Raw genomic sequence first — 25790 nt, 5'->3', positions numbered from 1 at the left:
GCATCGTACTGCAGTTACTCTGCTTCGCGGTCTTGGTTTGGGACGGCGAACCTTGCGGTTCAATGGAACCAGATTCGGTTTGAATGGCAGATTTTTTCATCATGGCTTAGCTGGATAATTCGGCACAGTCTCTGGAACAGGCTCTGCTACCAACTTTAGCTTCCTGACAATATTCGCATAGGCCTGAGCAATCGGACGCTGATCCCGTCAGCTATTCACAGCGAATCGCAGATCTTTGATCGGAGTATCGCGCGATTGACGTTCTTCTTAACCGACAGGCATCAAAATAGCGTAATGATGTCTTGGTCTCGGATTCCCGAGCGAATTTTGTCAGTCAATTCGCTGAAGTACCCATCGTTGCCTTTGTCTCCGTCAACGTCGTCTTTGGCACCATCGGAAGTGATCGCGTTTGAAAGATCGGTGATCAGACTACTCATTCGATCAGCAACTGAGGTGCTCGTATCCGTCCACCGCAGCAACAACGCATCGGTGTCTTCCCACTCAAAGCGATCGGCAATCATCAAGTCGTCACCTCTGCCGCCACGCAGACGATCGGTACCAAGACCGCCGATCAGAATGTCGGAGCCATCCTGGCCAAAGATGCGGTCATCTCCCGCGCCGCCGTCCAGATAGTCGTCCGCCGTGCCGCCACGCAGTTTGTCGTTTCCGGCTCCACCGAACAGTCTTACTGGAATCGTCAAGCGACGATCGGCCGTCAGGTCATCGTCGCCTTCGCCGCCGTACACGTTAATCTGACTAATGTTGTCATAGACTACCCGAACCCAATCACCGCGTCCCGCCTGATGACGAACTTCGACCGAATTGGGTTTGCGGCGAACATCGTTCAATCGGATGTCATCGCGTAGCGAAGTACCGCCGACAACCAGAATCGACATCCCGGGGTTGGCAGCGTCCGACATCAGACGTGTCTCTTGCACATCGCGTGTCAGGCTAGTCGTTCCTTCTCCGTTGGCGTCATCGGTGCCGATCACGTTTGCGGTATAGGTACCGGCAATCGTCGGCGTAAACGTGAAGGTTGCTCCTGTTCCGGTCGCGACCAACACTCCTGCCGAATCAAGAATCTCCCACTTGATCTGCTGCGCGGCGCCACCTGGCGATCCAGAGATCGTCGCGCTGAAGACAATTGGCTGCCCCACAACCGTCTCAGTATCTCCGTCGGCAGTTACGACTCGAGGTTCAGGAGGCGTCGTCACGACAGTATCTCCGTTCCCTGTGCCGCTAGTGCCTCCACTGACTGCCCAACCTTGTGGCGATTCGGCGCCGGACGCAGCATCGAGCAACAATTGCTTGGTTGTCGGCGTCATCGTTGTAAATTCAAAGGCCCCCAACGCATCGTTGACATTCAGCCGCGGGTAGTTTCCGCCATCGTTACGTATGTCGTTGTTGCCAGCACCACCATCCAAAACATCGACGCCGTTGCCGCCCTGAATCGTGTCGTCGCCATCGCGACCATCGATTTGGTCGTCACCCATCGCTCCAAGTAACGCATCGTTGCCATCGCCACCATCGATCACGTCGCCATCCAAATCCAAGACGACTTGTCTAAGTGCTGGACTGCCAGTGAAGGCAATCATCGCGTCTTCGCGATAGCCGATTTGATATGCCGATCGACGCAATGTCGTCTGCCGGGTCGGATTGTCAACGATGATCGGTGTGACGATTGCCCCGTTGTCACCCAATACAGTGTCATGGCCGTCATTGCCTTGGATCTGGTCTTGGCCAATCGTCCAACTTCCGCCGATAGAACCATGACGAGCTTCAGGGGACAACGCATCAGTCGATGATTCGGCGTGTCGTGCACGGCCCAAGTGAGAATCAAAACTTTCGGCCACGTGAGTACGATCTGCTTCGGAGACTTGGTCCAGCAGAATCTCGACGTGAACGTCTAAGTCTCGCAGTTCCGTGGCCGTCGTCGGTTCATTATTCACCAGAGGTGTTGCGATCACGGCGAAGTCACCGGCAATTGCATCGTCACCGGCTCCGCCAGCAATATCGTCATTGTCAATTTCGCGATCAAGCGATGGTACAAACGCGATCCGATCCAACGGTGTGCGAGCATTGAGCTCAAGATCGATTTTCTGCAATCGTGCTTCGCGTCGATCGACCAATTCGTTTTCACGCTGTGCCGCATCGGCACGCAGCTGCGACTCCAACGCGTCGACTTCATCCATCGTCATCCCCGCAACGACTTTCGTCTGGGGCAAATCCGATACCGCCCCATTGACGATCGGCGCGATGATCGTCGCGTCACCGCCTACCAAGGTGTCGTTGCCGTCATCGTCGCGAAGCACGTCATTGCCAGTCACTAAACGGTGGTGCTGGACATAATCGATGTCACCATCGCTGATCGCTGGCTGCGTCGGACGAGTCGCCTGGGCATCAGACAGCATTCGATCGATTACCCCCAGATGAGCGATCGAGACCAATTGCGATGCGTCGTCGGCCAGGGTTTCCAGGTCGGCCATGTACTGCTGCAATTGACTTGCATTCTCGGCCGTGGTTCCACCGCCGGGCACCGTTCTCGCCGCCGGCAATTCATAAGTCGCGTTATCGCCGACCAAAGTGTCATCATCATCACCACCATCAAGCGTATCGTTTCCAATTTCGATGATAGCGTCGTTATTGACTAAGCCGTCGACTTCGTATCGAACAACGCTTTGATCTAGAGCAAGCCCTTCCAACCCGTGCATTACACCTGCAACTGCAGCTGCCGCAGCGTCGGTCGCAGCGGTAACAGGATCCAACCCGGTGGCCAATTCACTGCCAACCAGCATTTTGTCACCAAAAAGCAAGTCAGCACCTGCATCACCAAAGAGAGTGTCGTTTCCACTTAGCTCCCCCGCGTGACCGATGAAATGGGGCGTGATCGAGATTGCCGGAGCAAGTCGCAGATCGTCCTGTGTTTCGATTTCGTCTTGATTTGCAATTTGCGAAAGACCTTCATTGACCGTCGTGACGCGATCCCAACGCGGCCGCTCTGCGACTAGATCTCCTGGTTCGGCTACGAATTCTGAAACAATCACTTGACCATCCGACGGCAAATCCAGCTCGATGCCTGACAAATCACCTGCACCAGCCTGAACACCTGTGATTCGGATCGAATCAATCATTTGCGGCAGATCCGTTTCGAATGGAGATGTATTGATCCCGTGGTCGCCAATCAACGTGTCGTTCCCGGAACCACCGCGAAGCGAATCGTCGCCACGTTGTCCAAGTACGACATCGTTGCCGTCGCCACCATCAACGGTGTCATCATCCGCATCCGATAAATCAATCAACAAAGCAACTGTTTGCCATTGGCCGCTCGCGTCATCAATGTTCTTCGCCCCCGAAGGCAACTGAATGCTGGAAAGAGCGATTCGGTCCGCAGCGAGCAAACGTGCAGCCAGGTCCGCGGGCGGATTCACGAGTCCGGTCGGGTCCATTGGAATGATGTCAGTGACAACACCAATTTCTTCCGTCAGCAAATCACGATGCCAAGTGCCGTCGGAATTGAGTTGAATCGAACCGTCGGAATTGAAATCTCTCAGGATCTTTCCTGCATCGGCCAAAATGAAGTCATTGCCGGCATCGCCGAAGATGTCATCACTGCCAAGTCCACCGACGATTTCGTCATCATCATCACCACCATGAAGCTCGTCGTCTCCACGTTGGCCGGCCAGTAAATCGTTGCCACTGTCGCCGTAAATTACATCATCACCAGGTCCATCCGTCGCATTGAAATCGACCGAGACAAAGCGTTGCTGCACTGGCAAACGGGAATCGTACTTTCCATGATCACCGTAAAGTACATCATGACCGTTACCGCCGTGAAGCATGTCGCCAGCAGTGCCGCCGAAGACAATGTCGTCGCCATCGTTTCCGTGAATCGTATCGGCGTCACCGCGAATGGGATCTTTCGTCGTCACCAAATCAAGCGTTTCGCGATGGTTGCTGATAACATCACCACGACCGCCATTTCCAAATGCTGCAATGATCACTGCCGACGACGGATCGGTACTGCTGTCGCGATAGTGCACGCGTCCGAGGTCGCCCAAAACGATGTCATCATTTTGGCCCGCCTGAATATCATCAGCACCGAGCCCGCCGAAGATGATCAGCGGCAAAGTGGATTCTGCTGCGCGAACAGTATCATTGTCCGTCTCGCCAGCACCGAGATCTGCGACCGGCGATGGCGTTCGCGCCCCACCCGTCGTGTGCAAAGCGAAGAAGTCATCTTCGCCGGTGTCCAGATCGACGGTCACACTGTCATCACCCAACCCAGTGTTCAGCAACGTTGTCGTGCGATCCAAACCATTGCCCAGCGAACGCAAATGCGTGCCATCGATGTCAATCACGTCATCACCGGAGCCAGTCCAATAGACCACGCCTTGGTAGAGATCTCCTGAAGTATCAACGCCGTAACTGATGCCGCCGAAGCTCAGTCCAGTAACCCAGATTTCAGCACCCTCAGCAGCACTACTCAGACTTGCCAGATCAGTTGGCTCAATGTCCGAGATAGCAACATTCGCATCACTTGCCGTCGCCGATTCATCACTGATCATCAGACCATGGCTGCCATCGCCAAAATCAATGTTTAGATCTCCCAGCAGACCGTCGACGTTGCCGGTCAAGAAGTCAAACACGTCAGCATTTCCGTCCGTCGTGAAGATCGTGTTGCTGTCCAGATCTGCATGAGAAGAAACAAAAACATGCTCGGTCGTCTGACCGGACACGCTGTTGTCGCCCAGAGAAATATTGGTTTTCGTGTGTGCGGTCAGATCGTCCTTGAAGCTGCCACGGCTAGTGCCTTGCACATTGACCACATCACTACCACTGCCCAGCCGGATCTCCAAATTCTCAATCCCGTAGTAGTTGATTCCCTCCATCCGCGTTTCAACGTTGGCTTCGCCAGCTCCACCATCGAGCCCCAGCCCGCTCGCATCGACATCCAGATAGGTGACACCAGGTCCATCGTTGATCTGGCGTGTCTTGCCCTGGAAACCAATTAAATACGAATTGTCAATCTTCAGCACCGTGAAGTCGCTCTTGAAATTCTCGGGCACGGTACTCAGGTCGGATGCACCTGTTAACTCGAACGCCAAAGCACTTTGCAACGCCTTGCGGACGATTTCGGCACTCGCGTCAAAGACGATCGGGCTGGTCGTAAACGCATTGGTCAACTGCGGAACGCGTAGCGACAAGGTAAAGCTGCCAGTGTCCGCGTCGACGGTTAACACCTGCAGATCATTGCGAGCCGCATCGGAGCCTTCGACAACGGTGGTCACTTCAACGTTTCCGTCGGTGCCATTGGCAACAAACAACGCAATCTGATTGGCTGCTGACAACTCACCCACAAATTCGATCGTAAAGTCGCCGGTGCCGGTGGAAGTCACCACCAAATCGCCCGCTGCAATGCCGTCCAGCGCCTCTAAAGCCAGTTGCAGATCGCCAGCGTCCGCATCCAGGGCGATGTCGGCTGTCGCATTGGCCGCGTCGCCAAACGCCAGCGTAAATGTGCCGGTGGTCGCACCTGTGATCAGCAGACGCTGTATCTCATTGGTAACGACAGCAGGAATGCCATCGTGACGAGTTGCGATTCCCACGTCTCCGTCAACGGTTTGTGTGTTTCCGCCGGGAACATCTTCGACACGGAACAGTTCATTCGCGTCGACTACCAGTGCGTCTACATTGGCATTGGTCAGCGTGCCGCGGAATCGAATGACGTACACATCATCGTTTTGATCAACGCGAACGTTGCCGGCACCAATACTGGCGAGGCCCTCCAGAGCCATCTGCAACGTCAATGCATCAACGTCAAAGTCCAGGTCTGCGGTAACATTGCTCTCGTGCGAGATCCTGAAACTGCCGCCGCTGGCATCAATCCGTAGTGTTTGAATCTCGTTGACGCTGGACATGCCCAGTCCAGTCAGTGAAGTCCCAGTCAACAATGTGTTGCGATCAAGCGTATCGGTGGTATTGTCAACAACCAGTGTGTCCGTCGGACCTTCCGATGTCAGGCTGATCGAGTTGGCGCCAAGTAGCTCGACGTCTTGTGCACCGCGATTGTTGACGAACTTGACTCGGTAGACCGGTCCCGCCTTTGAAACTTCAACATTGCTGCTGTGTCCGATGTCCTCAAGAGTTCCTAGCGCTGCCGTGACGTCCGCGGCGCTGGCATCGTAGGCAAGCGGTGCCGTTGCGATTACTTTGCCAGAATTGTGAAGCGCCGGACCATCGACCTGCAGTTGTTCCGCTCCCGAGATCGCCGAACCAGTAAACGTGATTTGGAAAGTCGAACCAAACGGTCCACCGACTGACGCAACACTTACGCCTAGCGTCGTGCCGTCAAACAGAGCTGCCAATTCGTTTTCGATGGCGATAGCCGTGTTCGAATCATCGCCCGGGGTGTAAGTGATCGCATCGGTCGTTCGATTGGTGTCGCCATCATCGTAGCTCAGCGAGAAACTCCCGCCTTTCGCATTGACGACCAGTTCTTGGACTTCATTCGCGCCACGCCCGCCTTCGGTCAACGTATCAATCACCGCTGTCTTGCTAACGTAGGACAGAGTGAAATTGCCATTAGTAGCATCGATCGTGAACTGCTGGATTTCGTCCACGGACTGAACATCGGCAGCGACGTCCGCTTTGGATCCTTTGCCCAGCGTCACCACGCGGACTTCTGGAACATCGCCAGTGATGGTGAGCAATCCGCCAATTTCACTGAGTAAGCCAGCGTTGGTCACACCGATCGAATCAGCGTCGGGCCCAGCATTGACGAAGGTATGCCCCGAGATACTGCGGATGTCGAAATGATCCTCGCCGCGACCCGCGTTGATCGTGGTTGCCCCTTTGTGGGTATCCTCGATCGTGATCAGGTTGTCACCGGTGCCCAACGTGACAATTAACTCTTCCAATGCCGCGTATCGAATACCTCCGGGCTGTGTTTCACCACCGATGACTTGGTCGCCAGCCATCCCAAGACCCGTCAACTGATCAGCCGTGACACGAAAATCACCCGCAGGCAACGGCGTCGAAACGACACTGTCGGTATCGTTGACGTACAGAACGTCGGTCTCTTCATTTTCATCGACCAGCAAATTCTGATTGGTCGGTTCGATCGTATAAGTGCTGTCGCTCGTTGGCACTTCGCTAGTGAGTCCACCCTGCCAAGGCCGACCGACGCTGAAACGGTAGACTCCGCCACCTTGATCGGTGCCGCCAGTGATCACTCGCAGCTTGTTCTTGGCATCGCCGGAAGTGATTTCGATCGTAAACGTGCTCAGATCGGTGGGATCAACGATCGTCTTACCAAGTTTGCTCTCCAATGCTTGGCGAACCGTGCGTGTCAGTGGCGTTGAATCCTCGACGACTTGAAGCTCGGTGATGTTTTGATTCGCAGGGGCAGTGAATTCGACTGTGTACGCTCGCACATTGCCAACGACTTCCACAACCACCGAAACGGTTGTGCCGCCGCCATACAATGCTTCGATCGCTGTTTCCAAAATGCCGGTTGAAACGTCATTGGGCAGTGAAGTGGTGGTGGCCAATCCTTCGCTGGTTAGACGAAAGAAACCGGCGCTGGCATCGACCGTGATGGTTTGGATCTCGTTGAGTTCCAAGTTCGCGCCGTCGACGGTGAGCGACGAAGGGGAACTGGCGAATTCAATGTCATAGATTCCGCCGGACCCGTTCACGTCAATCACGACGTTGCCCAGAGCGCCGTTGATCGCATCCATGATGGTCATTGCCATCGCTGGATCAGCAGGGTCAAACGCAATGCCATTGATCGCGGCACCGTTAACACTCAAGTTAAATGTGCCCGCGTTGCCGTTGAGCACCAGTCGTCTTTCGGCACTGGCGCCACTGACGGCGGCACCAATTCGAGTCAGATCGACATTGATAAACTCAAGCTCACTAACGTCCTGCCCTGACGGAGTTTCAAAGGTGATGAAGTACGTCGATCCAGTGCCTTGAACACTGACGTTAACGCCAGCGAACGCGTCTAGCGCATTTTCAATCTGAGTCGCTGTCGTGGTAGAAAGCGGATCGGGATCGAACGTGATGTCCGTTGTGGTTTGCGTCGCGCCGCCATTGATATTCGCATCAGTCAACGTCAACTGGAAACGTCCGCTGACTGCATCGATGACTAGAGTCTGCAGTTCATCAACGTCGGCTCCTGCCTGTTCGCCTGGTCCACCCACTGTATTGGTCGCGATCGTTCCGATACCAGCAGATCCGCCGCTGGTCGTCGTGCCAATGTTTACGACGCCCGCGACTTGTTCTTCCACATTGATGTCGATGGTAAAGGCGTCCGCACCAATGACATCGCCCAGAGCTGGCTTGTTGTTCGTTTCGGCTGGCAGCATCACTGGCTCGCGTTCTAGATCCGAACTGCGATCGCTACTTAGCCCACCAGTGATGACCAGGGGGCCTTCGATCGCATTCGCCTGGTTCAGGCTGGTCGCAAACGACTTGGAATCACCGCCATCGACAAAATCGTCAGGCCTCGCCCGTACTTCCACTGTCTGCGGATCGAACCAATCGGAATCAGTAAACACAAGGCTACTGGTCACACCAAACGTAACGCCATCGTCAGACAGCTCCACTTGCTCGGTAAAGCTGCGAATGCCAAAGACTCCAGCGCCGCGTTGTGTACGCGTCTGGTCCGAAACCAGATTGACCGTCACGGTTTCGCCGCTCGCAGGAGCTTTGGTCAAAACGATTTGGTAGTTGTCTTTCGTAAAGGTCGATGGTGCAGACTGGGACAAACTGGATTCATTGACGCTGATCAGCTCCATGAATCCGCTGGCACCACTAAAGTGAAACGCGAGCGACGGGCTGGTCCCCGGCGTTGGGGCCCCAAACGACGAAACAGTAATCCCCGCTGTCGTAATGCTTGCCAATCCGTTTAGCGCCGCGACGATATCGGCCGAAACTTGACTGAGATTCCCAGAGTCGAACGCAATGTCGCTGCTAACATTATCTCCCCAGCCAACCACAAAGGTTCCGCCGCTGGCGTTGAAGGTCAATTCTTGAACGTAGGGCTGCACCAAGGATGGCGTCCCGTCATTCCATGTAAGCGCGTAGGTGCCGGTTTGGTCTTCAAAACCGCCAGCTTCCAGAATGTAAACGCCTGCGGTAGTCGGAGTGAATTCGATCGACGCGTTTAGTTCGGTTCCACCGTCATCATCTTCCTCAAGTAGATCGCCCGCGTTGTCGTAGAGACGAAGCACTGGGTCTTCCAATGTTCCGTCGTCCGTGGAATCACCTAGTAGATCGAAGTTGTATGTCTCGCCAGCCTTGAGATAAATCTTGACACGGTTCTGCCCACCACTGGATTGAATGGAGTCTTGAAGCTGCCCTGAATTGGCGGAGAGAGTGTACGATCCGCTGCCGCCTTCGTCGAAGGCGGCTGCCTCCAAAATGTAGCGTCCCGATGATGCAGGAGTAAATTCGATCAACGAATTCAGGCCAGTTCCTCCGTCATCGTCGCTTAGCAACTCATTGGACGCACTGTCGTAGAGACGCAACTGCGGATCCGTCAACGTTCCATCGCCTGTCTCGTTGCCACGCAGAGAGAACTGATAGGTTTCGCCTGCTTCCAGCTGGACCGCATAACGATCGCGGTCAGTGCCAAAGAAATTGTTGAGCGCGCCCGTCGCGGTCCCCAACAACTCGAGCGATTCGACAGAGATGACGTCGCTGAAGAGGCTTGTTTCCATTACGTCCGTGCTTCCATCGCTCGGCAGAACCAACGCGCCAGCGACTTCATCATCAGCCACGTCCACGACGACCGACGCTGTGGCGTTGGCGTAGTTGTCGCCCGCCGTCAGTGTGAAATTGGACTTCTGAAATCCTTCGACGAAAGTGTCTTGACGTCCAAGTAAGTAGACCGTCTGCACATCATTCCAACCGCCATTCGCAAAGTTCAGCGTTCTCGTTTTCTCAAAACCGCCAGCTCCATCGGCAACGACGAATTCCAGTTGTCCGTTTAAATTCGTGCTATCGAGTGTGATCTCTGGCTGGTCACCAGCAGCGATGAAATTCACTGTGAACACGGCACCAGCACGCGTTACGGTCGTCCCTGGCAAGGCCGACTGAATGTCGGTCGCAACACCATCCAAATCAAACAAGTCGTAAGTAATCGCCGCGCTACCATTGACCGCAAACGTGCCGTCAACTGCTTCGATGCCCAAAACCTGGACTTCGCTGTTGGCCAACGTGCCTTCGGTTTCGGTGCGCACGGTCGCGACCACGCTATTCAAATCAACCGTAACATCGACGCCAGGATCTTGTGCCAGCGAAACCGTGACGCTGTCGATCAGTCCCAATGTCGTGTCGCCGTCACCGGCGAAGCCATGAATTTCAGACGCTTCGGCGGCGAAGGTACCGGCGTCACTTTCCCGAACATCCAGAGCCGGGCCGTCATCGCCAACAATTTGCACCTGAACAACGGGCAGTTGAACGCCCGCATAACGGAGAATTTCGATTCGGCTGGTGTTGTCCAACGCCAATCCCCAAGGGTTCGCCACTTCGATTTCGGACATGTCATTGCCAATGATCAGTTGGCTCTGTCCGATGCCCGCCCCGGCGATAATGTTTACCGTCGCCCCCCGCAGAACATCATTTCCTTGCTCCGTGACGAATGTCGGCAATCCACCAAAGACATTCAACAAGCGTGAACCAGCGTTGACAGGACCATCGACGAACAAGCCCGATATCGTGTCGCCGATTCCATTGGATCCATCTTGCACCGAGACGCTATGGGTAATGAATCCAGGAGCAACGCCAACGATATCGTTAGCGACAAGTGCCTCGGATTCGAACTCGACTGATAGTTCCGGAACATTGGTGCCAGAGGGGCTGTCAAATTCGATCGTGAAGGCAGAGGTTCCTGCGAACGCTCTGTTTTCGATGACGTAAATGTCGCCTTCGTTCCAAGTATTCGTTGCGCCGCCGCTCAGAAGGCTGGTTGCCAACGTCGTGCCAGTGACCAAAGTAATTTTCGTTGACGAACCATCAGTGACATTGAAAATGATGTCCCCCGCTTCGACACCGTCGACCACGAAATTTCCCGTCACGTCATCAAGCTGAATCGCACTACTGCCGGCCCCAACTGACCCGCTGATTTCGGGACCAACGGTGACATCGATGGCTGTCAGTTGACGAAGCTCGTCCTGGATTCTCGCGGCGACGGTGGTTCGGTCGCTAGCGTCATAGTTAATCAACCCAGTTGTTTCGCCATTGAAGTTCAGGCGAAAACTGCCTTCAGTCGCGTCGACCGTCAGCACTTGCTCCTCGTTGATCCCGGTGCCGCCTTCGGTCGTCGTGGTCACCGAAGCAGTTCCTTGCTCGTCGGTTTCAAAAACCACTTCTTGCGGCAGATGCCAGTCGAACTCAGTGAACGTCAGTGTTGCTCCATCGGACTCGACCGCATTTTGACCGTTGACTTTGCGGAACCGAATGCCACGCGGTGCAATCGCTTTGACCACGACCAGGGCACCGTTCTCTGGTTTGCGAGTCAATGAGACAAAGTAGTTGTCCGTGTCCTTCAGGCCTTGAGAGACCACCGAACTACCGTCGGAAACCGTAATCCGAATGGCCGGTTCGTCGTCGTCGGCAATGTTGGCTGAAATGCCGTCAACGGTCAGGCCTGCGTATTGACTGTCGCCGCTTTCGACCAGGTGAGAAATGAGCCCACTGTGACCTAATAGATCATTGCTAACGACATCAGGTGTGGGACCATTCACGTTGAACGTATCGCTGCCCAAGCCACCGGTCACGTTGGTTACTAAATTGGCTCCGGTGCCCAAGATAAAGAACCGGTCATCGCCCTCGGCACCATCCACTTCGACCGATTCGATGCGTACGAATGTGATATTTAGACCAGCGCCATACACTCCGTTTTCGGTCACGACAAAGTCGTCATTGAACTCCGTGCCAATGACAATGATCGTATCAAAGCCATCGCCGCCGTCGATATTGACCGGTGCGTTGACCGCATACTGAATCAAATCAGCACCACCGCCACCACTGACGTCCGTCCGGTCTCGCAAATCTTCCTGCGAACCGACCAGTGCGAAGGCGCGAATCAAGAACGTGTCATTATCAGCGTTCCCAAACAACTGTAGCGGAGCCACGTTGTGATAGACCAAGAATTCGTCTTCGCCGATGCCGCCGAAGATCGTTAGCGGGTTGCTATTTCCGTTGGAGAGGAAACCTCGTGTCGTTTCGATCGTAGCGAAAACGTCCGCATTGGGAATCGATGCCGAATTGGTGCGCTGCGATTTGTAGAGTTGTCCGACTTGAAAAAAGTCGTCGCCTTCGCCGCCGTAAATCTTGATGTCCGCACGTGTGTCATCGACGGCAACACGATCATCGCCATCGCGTCCAAAGATCTCCAGTGAATCAATCCCGCCACTGTAATTGACACGTTCGACGTCAACGGAATCTCCCTCGGCGCGACGTGCGTCAGCGGCAACGGTTGGTTTGATCATCGACACCGATGCCAAACCATCGTTGGCAACCGCGGCGCGCAGCAGGAACAAATCTTCTTGGTCCGTGCCCACGATTCTGGCCGTGTCTGTGCCACTGGACGAACTCCCCGAATCAAACAGGTTCAACAGCGAACTCACTTCGCCACCGAACAAGTAGACAAAGTAGTCGTCGCCACCAGACTGTCCGTCGAGGGCAAGAAGATCGCTAACACCGTTGCTGCCGGCTCGGGCTGGTCGTGGACCGGCAATGTCGTCAATCACGACTTCGGCAGCGCGATTGTCGACATTGATATTGATCGTGTCTTCGCCGTCGCCGCCCAACACAAAGGTTGCTGCATCGATCGACTGGATGCCGATGGTGTCCGCGTCGTCGCCACCACCCACCAGCAGCGATGTTTCGATCGCAATCAGACGAGGCAAATCGCCTAGATCTTTTCGGAAAGTGACTGTGAAGCGATTGCCTGTGTTCGTCACACTATCGACAAAACCTGGCCCAACCAAACGCAATTCTTCGATCGCCGCTTTGAGCTGTTTCTTGGCTCGTGAAATGGCTTCTGCTTCAGCTTCCGCCTGCGTGTCCAGTTTGTCGTTGGCAGGATCAAGCAAGTCAGCCGAACGACGAGCCAGATCAAAGAAGGGCAGTACGACCGAGGACTCAGCACCAAGCACGGTTTCCGTGCCGGCGACATCCTCGAACTGCAATGTAAAGTAGCCCGCAGTTGCCTCGAACTCGAGCGTGACGGTTTCTTCGGTGACGTTTTTGACGCCATCGGTATTCGTGACCGTAATCCGTTGGCTGGCAAGGTCGTCAATCGTGACGGCTTGAGTGCCAATTGCGAGGCGAGAACCATTGGCAAGCCAACTGACGGTGTAGGTTGTCTTATCGTCCACGATTGACTTGACGACGGAGATTTCGCCAGCATCAAGCAACGTCAGCGTTTCCTGAAGAACGCTTTCATCGACATCATGAAAAATCAAGTCGGACGTCTTTCCGCCGTACGAAAGTTGAAAGAAACCATCCCCCGCATCATCGATCGTGATCGTCTGAGTTTCTTTGGTGGTAGTGTTTCCAGACGTCGTCTGCACGACGCTGACGGTCGCCGGATTACCGATTTCCAGGATGCTGGCCAACTGGGCTGTGCCAAGCACGTCGATCGCATCTCTACCCGGGCCACCCAGCACCGCGGTTGTGCCGCTGTGAGTGCTTTCGATCTCGAATTCATCGGACTCTTGACCAAGCTGAACTTCCAGATGCCAGATCGCGGAATATTCAATCCCGACATCCATCCCTAGTCCTGTGACAGCAGTGCTAGTCAGTTTGCCGGACGTGGCGGCCGTGTTGTCAATCGTATCGGCCGAGTCAATAACAAACAAAACGTCCGCGTCATCCGCACCTGGCCGCGCGTCGGGATCGTCATTGAACCCGTCGATCACAAGTGGCCCCGGACCGTCTAGGTTGATCGGAATGCCGTTAATGTCATTCAGATTGTAGGCCGCGGCAGGAAGACTACCGTCGCCAACGAAGACGCCGACGTTGAACGTATCGCTACCCGCATCGCCACGCAGCAACACTTCCATTTCGTCGGACGTGCCTTCGACGTTCAGGATATCGTCGCCCTGCTTTAAGTCGATTTGGATGTTTTCAAGCCCGCTGGCAATGTCCGCTGGCGAGTACTTGATCGCTTTGTCCGCCGCAAAAGTGATCTTCTTTCGCGTCAAGCCAACGCCATCGGCGACCGAAGTGTCGCGGCCATGAACGAGCAACTCGTCCGATGCGCGAATGACGTTCCCGGAGTCTTGGATATAGATATCGCCAAGCAGATCATCGCCAAGCTGCACGAAGTAGTTTTCGGATCCTTCGCCGCCATCAAGGCGAATGAAGTGGCTCGCGTTGGCACTCACGCTGTACTGGTCATCGCCTCGGCCACCCACGTAGGTTTCAACTTGCTGGCCAACGACGGTTACCATGTTCACGGACGGCGTCTCGCTGCCAATTGTGATACTCGCTCCGCTGGTATTCAGATCGAAATTGATCGCACTGGTGCCGCCCAGGCTACTGAAGTCCACCGTGTCGGTGATCAATTCCCAAGTCGCTGCTTCATCCGCGGTGATTTCCGCAGGTGTCCGAGTGCCGGGCAGAATGATAAACCCGGCCCCATTGTTTCGTTCGTAGTTGCCAATGAATGTGGGAACCGCGTCCGTTCCGGTTTGAATAATTTCCAACCGGTCTTCGTCAATTACTTCCAGCGTTTGCAGGCCGTTTGCATTGGAGACGCCACCGATTCCGGTGATGCTCGCGTTGGCAATCGTTGCCCCAATCGTCAGCCCGTGATCGGGAATCGTGATTTGAATCGCGCCGGCGGGATGCACGACGGATGCTTGGAGGTCAAACCGACTGTCGCTGACTTTGAACACGGTGTACGTGCCGTTAGCGTTCGTCGATCCTTCGACGCCGGTCACTGTCACTGAGTCGCCCGTGACTAGCCCGTGCTCCAGAGCACTGACGCGAATCACACCGGTATCGAATCCGAGGTCTTCAACATCCTTGGACCCTGTAAACTCTGGCGACGTGAAACTCCCGGTTCCCGGTACGTAAGCGAATTCGTCACGTAAGCCGAAGACGTTTAGGATGCGAGCTTCTTCGGTATGTGTTTCGGCGGCTTCTGTGATGGTGTCCGCACCGAAAACACGCCGGTCTTTGCGAGTCGTTCCGTACAAGTATTGGTCAGCGCCGGTGCCACCGGCAAGTGAATCAGTCCCAATTCCGCCGACCAAGAAATCATTGCCGCTGCCGCCATTGATAATGTCGTTGCCGGCATCACCGTACAACGCATCGTCGCCTGCGCCACCAGAAAGGGAATCGTTTCCGTCGCCGCCCAGAATCAAGTCATTGCCAGAACCACCGGTGATCGAATCGCTGCCAAGTCCGCCGCGAGCGTCAACCGAGATTGGCAATGTCAGTCCACTAAAGTCAATGGAATCGTTTGCGTTGCTGCCGCGAAAGACGATCGAATCGACCGGATTGACGGCCGTATTGATTGCGGTCGTGTCGCTACCATTACTGATCGTGATTACGGAACCCGATGATGAAACCGTCCAGCCCACCACGCCATCGCTGTCGTCAGTGTCTTCATGGATGCGAGCGTAGTCAAATTCGCCCGCGTTGATTCGCAGCACACGCGACGAACTCGGTGACGCGGTAGTGACTTCGCCGGTACTTCCTTCGACGACCGAACCAGGCCCCTTGGCACCAATCACTTCACCCAGGATCGGCGCGAACGGGTTGGGCAGGCCAAACGCAGTCGCGAAGAAATCTTGTGCGGAAAACGAACCGCCAATGTTGGTAGTGTCAAACGGCAGGTCGCTGCTGTCCAATCGAACACCAAGAATGGTGCCGCTGATACCGAAACCGAAGTTTGCATTACCGACAATGTCAAAGACGTAGAACAGATTCTCAGGGTTTCGGAAGTCGTTGGTCAGCGCCGAAATTTCGTCGAAACGCAAGGCGCCATCTTCGTTCGGATCACGAAGGTCCAGCCCCAGGTCAAAGCTCGCATGCGCGTTGGCACCCACTACAAAAATGTCAAAGCGTGGGAAGCAAATATCCGTGAATCCGACATCGATGCAGAACGACGGCGTGTGGATGTCAATCGATCCGCCGCCCGAGAAGTGCGCGCCCAGCGAGATTTCAGGCCCATTGGTCGTGCGAATGTAGAAACCGTCCAGCAGATCCCCATAATCAGGCTCCAGTCCTTGATTACGAGTCTCCATGATTCGATCCAAACCCGTCGAGTCATAGACGAACCCAAGATCAACATCGACGGTCAAGCCACCATCCACGGCAAATTCAAGAACGTCAAAGTCAAACCCAACGTCCAGTCCAAGCTCTAGGCTTAGCGTCGGCAAGTTGAAGCTGAAGATGTCGAACGTTTCGCCAATGATCAGATTGAAGATGTTCGACGGATCAAGGATGTCGACTTTGAATCCACCCGGCTCGTACTCAAAGGATGCTGTTCCGTCTGCCGAAATCCCAAGCAGTTTCAACAAGGCGGCAACCGGATCACCTTCGCCGCCCGATTCGCCGTAGATATCGACGATTTCCACCGGCACAGGAAGCTTTGTTTTTGGGAAGTAGAGCGGACTCTCTTTGTCAAAGACCAGCTCCCAACTACCTAGATTCGCAATAATTGGCCCGTTGCTAAAGTCAATATCGTTGAACGCATCAATCAAGTCGATCAGCGTTCCGATCACGTCCATGAACTGATTGAACTGATCTTTGTTGCCGGTGAAGTCCAACAACGAAAAATCACTTGCGATCCCAAGCAGATTCGAAATCTCGCTCAGCACAGGAACAGGAGCGTTCAAGAAACCTTGAGTGGCGTCAGCGGCTGGACCGAGAATCTCAAACGCGGGATTAAGCAACTCTTGGATGCCAGTCAGCACTGGCGCCAGCAGCGTGCTAAGCACTTCGCCAACATCCACCTGAATGTTCGCAAACTGGAAATTGTCGATCGAGTAATCTGTTTCAAAGTTATTCAGCACATCGACGCTGCCCTCGAATTCGACTTTGAAATCGAAGTCGACTTGCGGCAAGCCAAGACCACCGAAGCCGACGATGTCTTCGACAAAGTCAGTGACCGTGTTGGCGTTTGTATTAACGTGGAAACGTGCTTGAGCCTTTGTCGAAAGCTCGACCGCCAAGGCTTCTTTCGGATCACTAAAGATCTCTGGAAGTGTCAAACGCCCTTCGTCACTCGGGTCAACCAAGTCGATTTGGAATGCGATTCCCAAACGCGAAATGTCCAGCGGACTCCACTCAATCTTGGTCAGCCCCGTACCGGTCAGTTCCAGATTGTCGCCGTCAAGCGTCGCAAACACTTCGTCGCCAGTGAATGACGCGTCCGCCTCCGTAAGCGCCGCCGAGATCTCATCGTTAAGCTGGATGATCAACGCATCGCGCCCCTTCAACGTCGACGTCAACGTGTGTTCACGTGGCGTCCCAGATCCTGCAGCAGTCAAGTCGATTGCATTTACTGCGAAGGCGTCGGCCTTGGATTCGGCTAACTTGATCGTGTCGTCACCCGTTCTGATAACGAAGTATCGGGGGCCTTTTTCCAATGGAACGATCGAGCTGTCCGCTCCGCCGGTGTTGCTATAAAAGACTTCATCGCCAGTTGACAGACCGTGTCCAAGAATCGTGATTGTGTCAGTCCCGACGTTGACTTGAGCGTCACCGTCAAAGGTACGCGTGCCGTCAGGGTCGCTGACTTCTTTCGCTAATCCCGATGCGTGGAGCATCACAGGGACTTCAATCCCATCGACCATCAACTTAAACGTCGCGTCTTGATTCAATACTCCTTCAACCGGTGCGTCAAACTCGGCGGTGATGACGCCCGCTGTGGCTTCCTGTTCTTCGCCAAAACCAAGGCCGATTGATCGCTGGTCTTCCAGTTGACCATCCAGGAACCCAAAATCGTTGCCGGCGACGTGTGTGATTTTTAGTTGCACGATGTCGGGATCGCGAGCGGTCAGCCGCAGGGCAAATCCGGGATCTTCAAAATCAACCGCGCTCAAATCCGGCGTCGCGATGATTCCGCCTGTGCTGAGATCGAAGAGTTGAAGATTCAGTTGTTCGATCAATCGCAGCGCCCGAACCGGACCTGAGAGCGCGCCCAACAGGCCGCCGCCCCCCATGCCCGTTCCTCGATTATCAAACTCAAAGACGCCCGTGCTGCCATCCTCTTTCGTCCACTCGACATCGAACGCTCCTTCGAGCCCCGTTCCACCTGGATCAAACAGGATATCCGCCAAGCTAATAGGAGTGACGCTGTTGATTCGAGTGGAGCTAGCAACGCCATCACTGATTTTTGCACCAACCAAACCCAAATTGATATCGGCATTGAAACCGGGGACCGTTACGTCAGCGGCAAGTACCAGTTCGGCGATCGCTTCCGAAGCCGGGTCGGCGATATCCACCGTCTGATCTGTCTTTAGGTAAAACAGTTCATCGACACTAATGCCAAAACCGAAACGAAAGTCCCATGAAAGATCAAACGTCACGCCTTTGCCAGCATCGACGTTGAATCCAAAGTTCGGCAGAATTTGGTCTAGCCCAAGATCGTCGACGGCGAACCCAAGCTCAAACGGCAACGCGATGCTGTAGCTTTGGCCGATCTGAAAGTCGTACTCGACGAAGTCGCGTGCAGCATCATCGGTGTCGAAGTCCGTCAGCAAGATGTCACCGAAATCGCTCACAGCGTTTCCGTCTGTCTTCAGGTCTCGCAGGATGCCCAGTCGCGGCCCTGCTCCGTCATTGTTCCCGTCCAGAACTGATCCGTCCGAAGCACCACCGTCGCTGCTACTACCAAACAGATCGAACAACGCTTCTTGAAGAATTAGCTTGACGTTGCCGCCGTAGAATCCGCCATCGATCGCAGAGGAGTACTTGGACTCCAGGAAATTTCGAACCTCAACACGCATGTTGTTGAATTCGTCCAGAACTGGCTGCACCGCATCCATGATCTGGTCACCCACAAGCGGCAAATGCTCCAGGGCGGCAAACGGTGCTTCAATGCCCGTCTGAATGGTCCCAAGTACCCGGTCGAGTCCGCCGATCAAGAACTCAGGGTTCGACAGCAACGTGTTTAGGTCACTATCAACACGCGATGCCAAGTCTGGAATGTCGTCCGGATTGGGAATATTGACTGAGCCGACAGCTTCCAGCAACAGATCGTCTAAGTCTGCGATTTCAAATTCGAGCGGAGTTGGACCATCGGTACCAAGTGCAGATGTGACAGATGAATTGCCGTACATCGGCAGCACCAACTGTGCAGCACCATCGATCGACGTATCAAAATTTCCCGCTGCATTCGAGAGTTCGGATCCGTCAAGCAGCACTGGACCGTGAAAATCGACCATGAACTTCGCGTCGCCTGTTCCACCCAACGTGTCGGCAAACTGGATCACGCCTTCTTTGACAAACAGACTGACCGGACCGACGCCAGCAAGGAAGTCAAGTTCGTCGATGTCGACGTTGAATCCAACTTCGACTGCCGACGTATCCAGCATCGTGATGACGGGAGCATCGCCCGCGTAATCGATTTGCAAATCCAGATCAATGATCGCGGTGGATTCGACTGTCAGATCCAATGCGCTCAGAGCATCGGTGATGAAGATTCGATCGTCATTTAGATTACTAGGAACGCCTGCTGCATCCAATTCGGCAAGCGGCAAGACGTCGACGTTGAATTTCAAATCACGTGTGGCATCGTGAACCAGCACCAAATCGATACCAAGCACATCGTTATCGACCGTGAATTTGATGCCAGGATGCGCCGCGTCCGGGCCGGAAGACGGCACGATTGCGACTGCCATCAGGTCGTTAATTGCACGAGCGAGTTGTTGCAAGCTGGGTGCCTGAGCGCTGTCAGCACCCGCAACAAGTGACGCAAAGACTTCGTTGTAGTCGTTCAGTTCATTGCCGGTCACGCCCAAGAACGGCAACGCTCTTTCCAGCACGTTCTCGAAACCAGTTAAGACATCGTCCCGCGTCGATGTATCGAGTGCTTCGCTGGCGAATTGCAGCGCCCGCAGAATGTCTTCGCCAGTCAGTTTGTCCAACACTTTCAGCGAATCAGCCGTTGTCGTTACTTCCGCTGGCTGCGGAATCGACAGTGTCAGAGCATCAGTGTTCGCAATGTTTACCAAACGAAACTGAGTGCCAGAAGATTCGGCGACAACGGAACCGGCCAATCCAGCGGTCGCTAACGCGGCATTAAGGTCGGCCAAAAGGTCGATGTTTCTAGAGTTGTTTAACGTCGACGCACGTGAAACCACGACAGTGACAGCCGGTGCTGCACCGATCGCGATTGAAAAAGTCGCGTCTTTCTCCAGACGGCCTTGTCCTGGCAATCCTCTGGCTGTCGACAGCGTCTGCGAAATGACGATCTGCTGGGAAGTTTCGCTACCGGAAAAGCCAAGTTCGGAATTTGCAAACGCATTGACGTTGCTGATTGTTAGCTCTTCGCCATCTGCGTGAGCCAGCAATAGTTTTCCGGCGCGAATCGTTGCTTGAACGGCACTGATGCCACTCTCGGCCAGAGCGGCGTTCACGTCGGCAACCAAGTCAAGGACGTTCGTATTGTCAGCTTTGGCACCTTCACGAATCTCGACATGAAAAGTCGCTGGCGACGCGCCACCGACCGTCAAATCAAACGTGGCGTTTGCATCAACATTGTCGTCGACAGGTGAAACCAGGACTGCATCACTGGTTGCAATCAGCACGTGAGAACTCGTCTGGCCGTCTGTCAAACCGAGTTCTGTCTGTGCCGAATCCGCGACAGCGGCAAGGTCGGTCATCGTCGCGGTCACAACGATCTGGTTTTCTGCCGCAGCTGCGTCTTCGCCTGCGATGTGAGCAGGAATGTTCCATGCAAACTGCAGCGATTGGCCAGGGTTGGCTGCTTGAAAATCCGTAACCAAGTTCTTTAAGTCGACGTCGACGATGCTGGACGAATCCAACGTGCCACCACGCGTCACGGACTTGACCGCAGTCTGGGCCACTTGATTCGCGTCGCTGTCGAACCCAAGTTCCGTTGCACCAGGGTCAGCCGCGCCGACCTGAATCTCAAGTGTTCCCGCCACGGGCACGCTTAGCATCAAGTGATCGTTCGCATCAAGCCGCGCCGCAACGGACGTGCTCAATCCCGCGGCTGCTAGTGCACTGTTGACCGCTACCAAAAGTTCGCCCGTGCCCTGTTGCTGGCCGTTGGCAAAACCCAACTGCTCGGCCGGACTGGATGCCGCGAAGTTGACAACTAAATCGTCCGTTGAATCGATGGCCGTCAGACTAATTCGGCCATTAGAACTAGACACTTCAAGTTGATCTTGGATGCCAGCGACCTCGATCGCGATCTCCAAATCTTGGATCAAGTCGCCAAGGTTCAGATTTCCAGCCGTGCCCGACGTCGTCAAGGTATGACCGGCACCGAAGCCGGTCGTATTCAACTCGATTTCTGTCCCTGAAAGAGCATCCGCTTTGGTTTTGGCTAGCTGCAACGTATTTGCTCCCGTCGCAATCACGTAATAGCGATCGCGATTGGACAAAGGCGAAATGCTGGTACCGCCCTCTTTGTTGTAGAAAACTGCGGTCCCCGTTGTCAGACCGTGCGAAGCGATTGTGATGGTGTCACTGCTGGTGTCGACTTGCGTGCTGGTGTCGAAGCTACCAATGATCGCATCTTTGGCCAGTGCCAACACATGCGTGACAGTGCTCGATGAGTCGTTGATGTCGATTTGTAATGCAGCGTCACCAGCGAGTACGAAGCTAGTCGATCCGCTACCGCTTGGCTTATTCGCCGCCGTAATGCTCTCAGTTTGCTTGACCGTTACGGGAACAAAGTCTTCACCATTGAGCGATACGTTGAACGTCGCGTCACCGCTTACCTTGCCACCTGCAGCCGCTCCATCGAGTGCATTTTCTGCCGTCAGCGTGCCGCGGCTTACCACCAAATCCGTCACGTCTACCAACCCGTCGCCGTCTCCGTCGGTGTCCGTCAACGATGTCGTTTGAGTCAACACGCCCACGGCCGCCGCATCATCGATTGCGAGTTCGACAAAGTTGTATTGTGCGGTATCCCCGGCAGCGGCATCCCACTCCAAACGCACATTCCCCGTCAAGCTTGTACCGTCCGCCACGCTGGCATCAAAGAACGCGGGGGCTAGCTGGTCAGCGCGATCGGATTGGCCGTTAACGAAACCGTAAGTATCCAGTAAGGCACTGCCATCATCTGCGAAAACGGCCAGGAAGTCGTCACTGCCTGCGCCAACTAGAACGAAGTTGAGTTGATTGTCGGCCACTTCGGCATTCACGCGACTACCAATGCCCTCTGCGTTCAATGCCACGTTAACTGCGACTGCAAGGTCTGAGAGCGTTGCAAACGCGCCCGCCAGCACAGTCACGTCATTCGTTCGGACTTGATCGATTTGGACATCAAAAACGAGGTCGGATCCTAAGACAGGTGACGCCGGCGTGTTAATAAATCTCGCGCGGTCGATATTGAACGTTCCCGCAGCTATTCCCAGTTCGCTTCGCGCGATTTCGTTTGCCGCGACAATTGTGATATCGGTACTGCCGATCTTGGCAATCTCTAGTCGCGGCCCAAACGCCAAATCTTCATTGAGAGTCGCGTCTGCGACTGCCGCCAAAGCCGCGTCGATATCGGCGACCAAGTCAGCCAGGCCCGTGTTTCCGCTGGTTGCCGAAGCACTAACCGTAACTGTCGTCGCGACACCGTCGACTTCGATCTCGAAGACGGCATCATTGGTCAAGCGACCGCTCTGTTCGACTTGGCCGATCGGTTTCAACCGCGAATCATCGATGGCATCCAGGTCGGAACCATACGTAAAGTCCAGGGCCACCTCAGGCGTCAATTCGACCTCGTTGCCAACACTTAGATTCGATAGAGCACCTAAGTCCAGATTGGCCAATAATGGCTTGTCGACCGTTGTCAGTTGTTCGGAGAGCTGTACATCAAACGTCAACTTGCTGGTCGCAGCGTCAAACTCCGATGTGACAGTGACATCGTTTGCGAGACCGGACACAGCACCGATCAGTTCTTGAACCGTCACAAAGTTCGGGCGCACGTCGACTGCTTGACGGCCTGATCCGAAACCAAAATCACTAGCTAAATCCAACGAAGCAAAACTGACATCGATACTTGAATCGGTGTCCAGCTGTAGTTCCGTCGCATTGGCGTCCACGTAAGCCGCAAAACTAATGACACCGTTTCCCGCCCCGCTGCCCGCTGGCACAACTGCTTCGGCACGAACGCGATTGGCAGGAGCCGAATCCGGTGAACTGATTGCCATGATGGCACTGTTGATGTCCTGGACAAGGTCATCAAGATTGCTCTGGACGCCCGCGGCTAGCGTGATGACGTACTCAGCTCCGTTGTAATGCAATGTCAACGACGCGCCGTCACGGACTGCAAAATCCAGTTCCTCGCTGGGGTTCGCCGGTGAAGCAAGTCCGGTTACGCGGCTCTGTTCGCTAACCTGTTCGATCAGCCCGCGCTCCAGGGCACCACTGAAGTCCAAAACGTCGCCAAGTTGAATGTCAACCAACGGCACGCTGGCATCGAACATGCCCGTCGCCCCAACACCGTCAAGCCAGTTTGATAGCGGCGACAGCGGATCTAAAAGATCTTGAGCGGTCGCTCGTGTAAATGGCACCAATTCCGACGCCATAAAGACGGGTGGTCCCGAAGGCAGATCGCGGAAGATATCGAGAGTAGTCCCGCCGATCTGCACACTTGACGGCCCGACGCCCGGTATAAATCCAGCCTGTGTCGCCGGAGTGACGCCAAAATTTGCGTCGAAGGTGCCGCTAGCTGTCACGCTGGCCAAATCATCGACTGGATCATTCTGCAATTCGCTAAGACTCAAACGACTTCCGTTTGCGCCCTGGTTTTCGATGGTGACCTGCAGATCCGCATCCAAGTCGAATGACGCACCGCTATCGATCGTCGTGCCCAAGACACCAATGCCAAGCTGCTTTGAATCAACGGCGACAGCGGTCTCCGTAATCGACACGTCGAACTGGTCACTATCAAAATCGACGAAGAACGCGTTTTGTTCAAAACCGAACGAAAAATCAAATGTTGTACTGGCAGTCAAATCAAAAGACGCATCATCAGCAAAGAACAATCCTTGCAGTTCCAGCCGTTCTTGATTTGCCAAGCCAATGGTGCTTGTGCGTGTTGCATCAAACCGAGTGTCAACCTGGATCGTCTGCGCACCGGATTGGCTGATGTCCAATTGCACCGCCGCGGTAGCCCCCGCTGACTGCCCCAACAGAAAGCTGACGACTTGAGACGCTAGGGGAGTTGTTCCGAAACTAGAAGCTTGCAAGTTGTCTTTAAGCGCTTGCAAGACTCCGCCTGGATCGGACAGGTCCCCAAAAGTAAGCGGTGTGTCGGCATCGGCGCCGCCGTTGCCCGCCAACGGGACAGACGTGTTAAATCTGCCAGTCGTTTCAAGACTGTCTGCAAACGAAGCAAGCTCGCCGAGACCACTGAACAAATCCGCCTGATTGGTGGCACTGAAACGCCAGTCCGACGCACTGACCGTGTCGATGGAGGAATCAAACCCGATCGATGCAAAACCACCGACCGTCACGCTGCCTGCGCCGCTGGAGACAACGTTTTCGCTGGCATCGATGACTAAATCATCCTGCCCGCTGCCGCCCTGAATTTCAATTGCCGGTGTGCCAACGCCGGGAGTCACAGCAATCGCGTTCCCAGCATCACCGCCGATAAGAGTATCAAACCCCGAAATGCTGACTCCATTGACGCTGCCGGTGTTCGCTGCACCGATGCTCCAGGTCGACGCGACGTCGGGCCCTTTGATCGTATCGCCGCTGGAGGCAGTTGCCGAATCTGCATTGATTGTGAACTTGCTCAATACGGAAGCGTCCGCTCCCATGTCGCCGAACATAAAGTAGTCGTCGCCTGTTCCCAGATTGATCGTCACGCCGGTTACCGACGAATTCACAATGAAATCCGTTTGTTCGAATGTCCCTGGGCTATCCAGACTGGCTAAGCGGTAGGTCGCGTTAGCGCCCGTGGTGCCAGCAACGTGCGACAATTCGATGTTGTGCGCCCCCGCAAAATTGAAAGTAATGTTGGACGCGGATCCATCAAGAGGCCCACCAGGTACGACCGGTTCAAAACCGTCATAGTTGATGACGTTACCATCGCGTTCGATGCTGCCCGATTGAGGACCGGTGTACGTGTAGATGAGAGAATTAAAACCGCCCGTCGAGGCCGCGATCACGTCAAAACCACCGTCGCCACCTTCGACGATCCCGCTCAAGGAACCCGTCGCAGTGAAACTGAACGTGTCTTCGTTGCCAGCCGCGCCCGTCAAGTTCTCCATGCTGGTAAAACTGACACCTGCGACATAGCCCGCGTTGGTTCCATTGATAGTCCAACTGCTATCGACGCCTGGCCCAACCAGCATGTCATTTCCGTCACCACCATCAATGGCGATCGAGGTGTCGCCAATGTTGCCAAGCGTGATGGTGTCATCGCCACCGGACGCCCGAACGTGAATCCCAGCAATCAAGTCCTTGGCTACGGTGACCGAATTGGGGTTTGAATCGGCATCGACCAAACCAGCCAACGTCAGAGGACTGTTGTTGGAAATCAGGAAGTTGTCGCCAACGGATTCGATTGACAATTTGTCATCGCTGCCGGTTTGATCCGTCACGACCAAAGTGTTTGCAGCCAT

General features: G+C 54.7%; 1 protein-coding gene. It reads right to left on the bottom strand.

From position 1 onward, the window contains the following. Positions 1–281: 281 nt before the first annotated feature. The gene (locus K239x_RS04665) at positions 282–25790 is read right to left on the bottom strand and encodes a pre-peptidase C-terminal domain-containing protein (protein ID WP_145416475.1); all 25509 of its coding nucleotides are present in this window, start codon (positions 25788–25790) and stop codon (positions 282–284) included.

The organism is Stieleria marina (assembly GCA_007741555.1).
Taxonomy (GTDB): Bacteria; Planctomycetota; Planctomycetia; order Pirellulales; family Pirellulaceae; genus K23-9.
The sequence above is the reverse complement of the archived record's forward strand: the minus strand, read 5'-3'. Positions and strand labels throughout refer to the sequence as shown.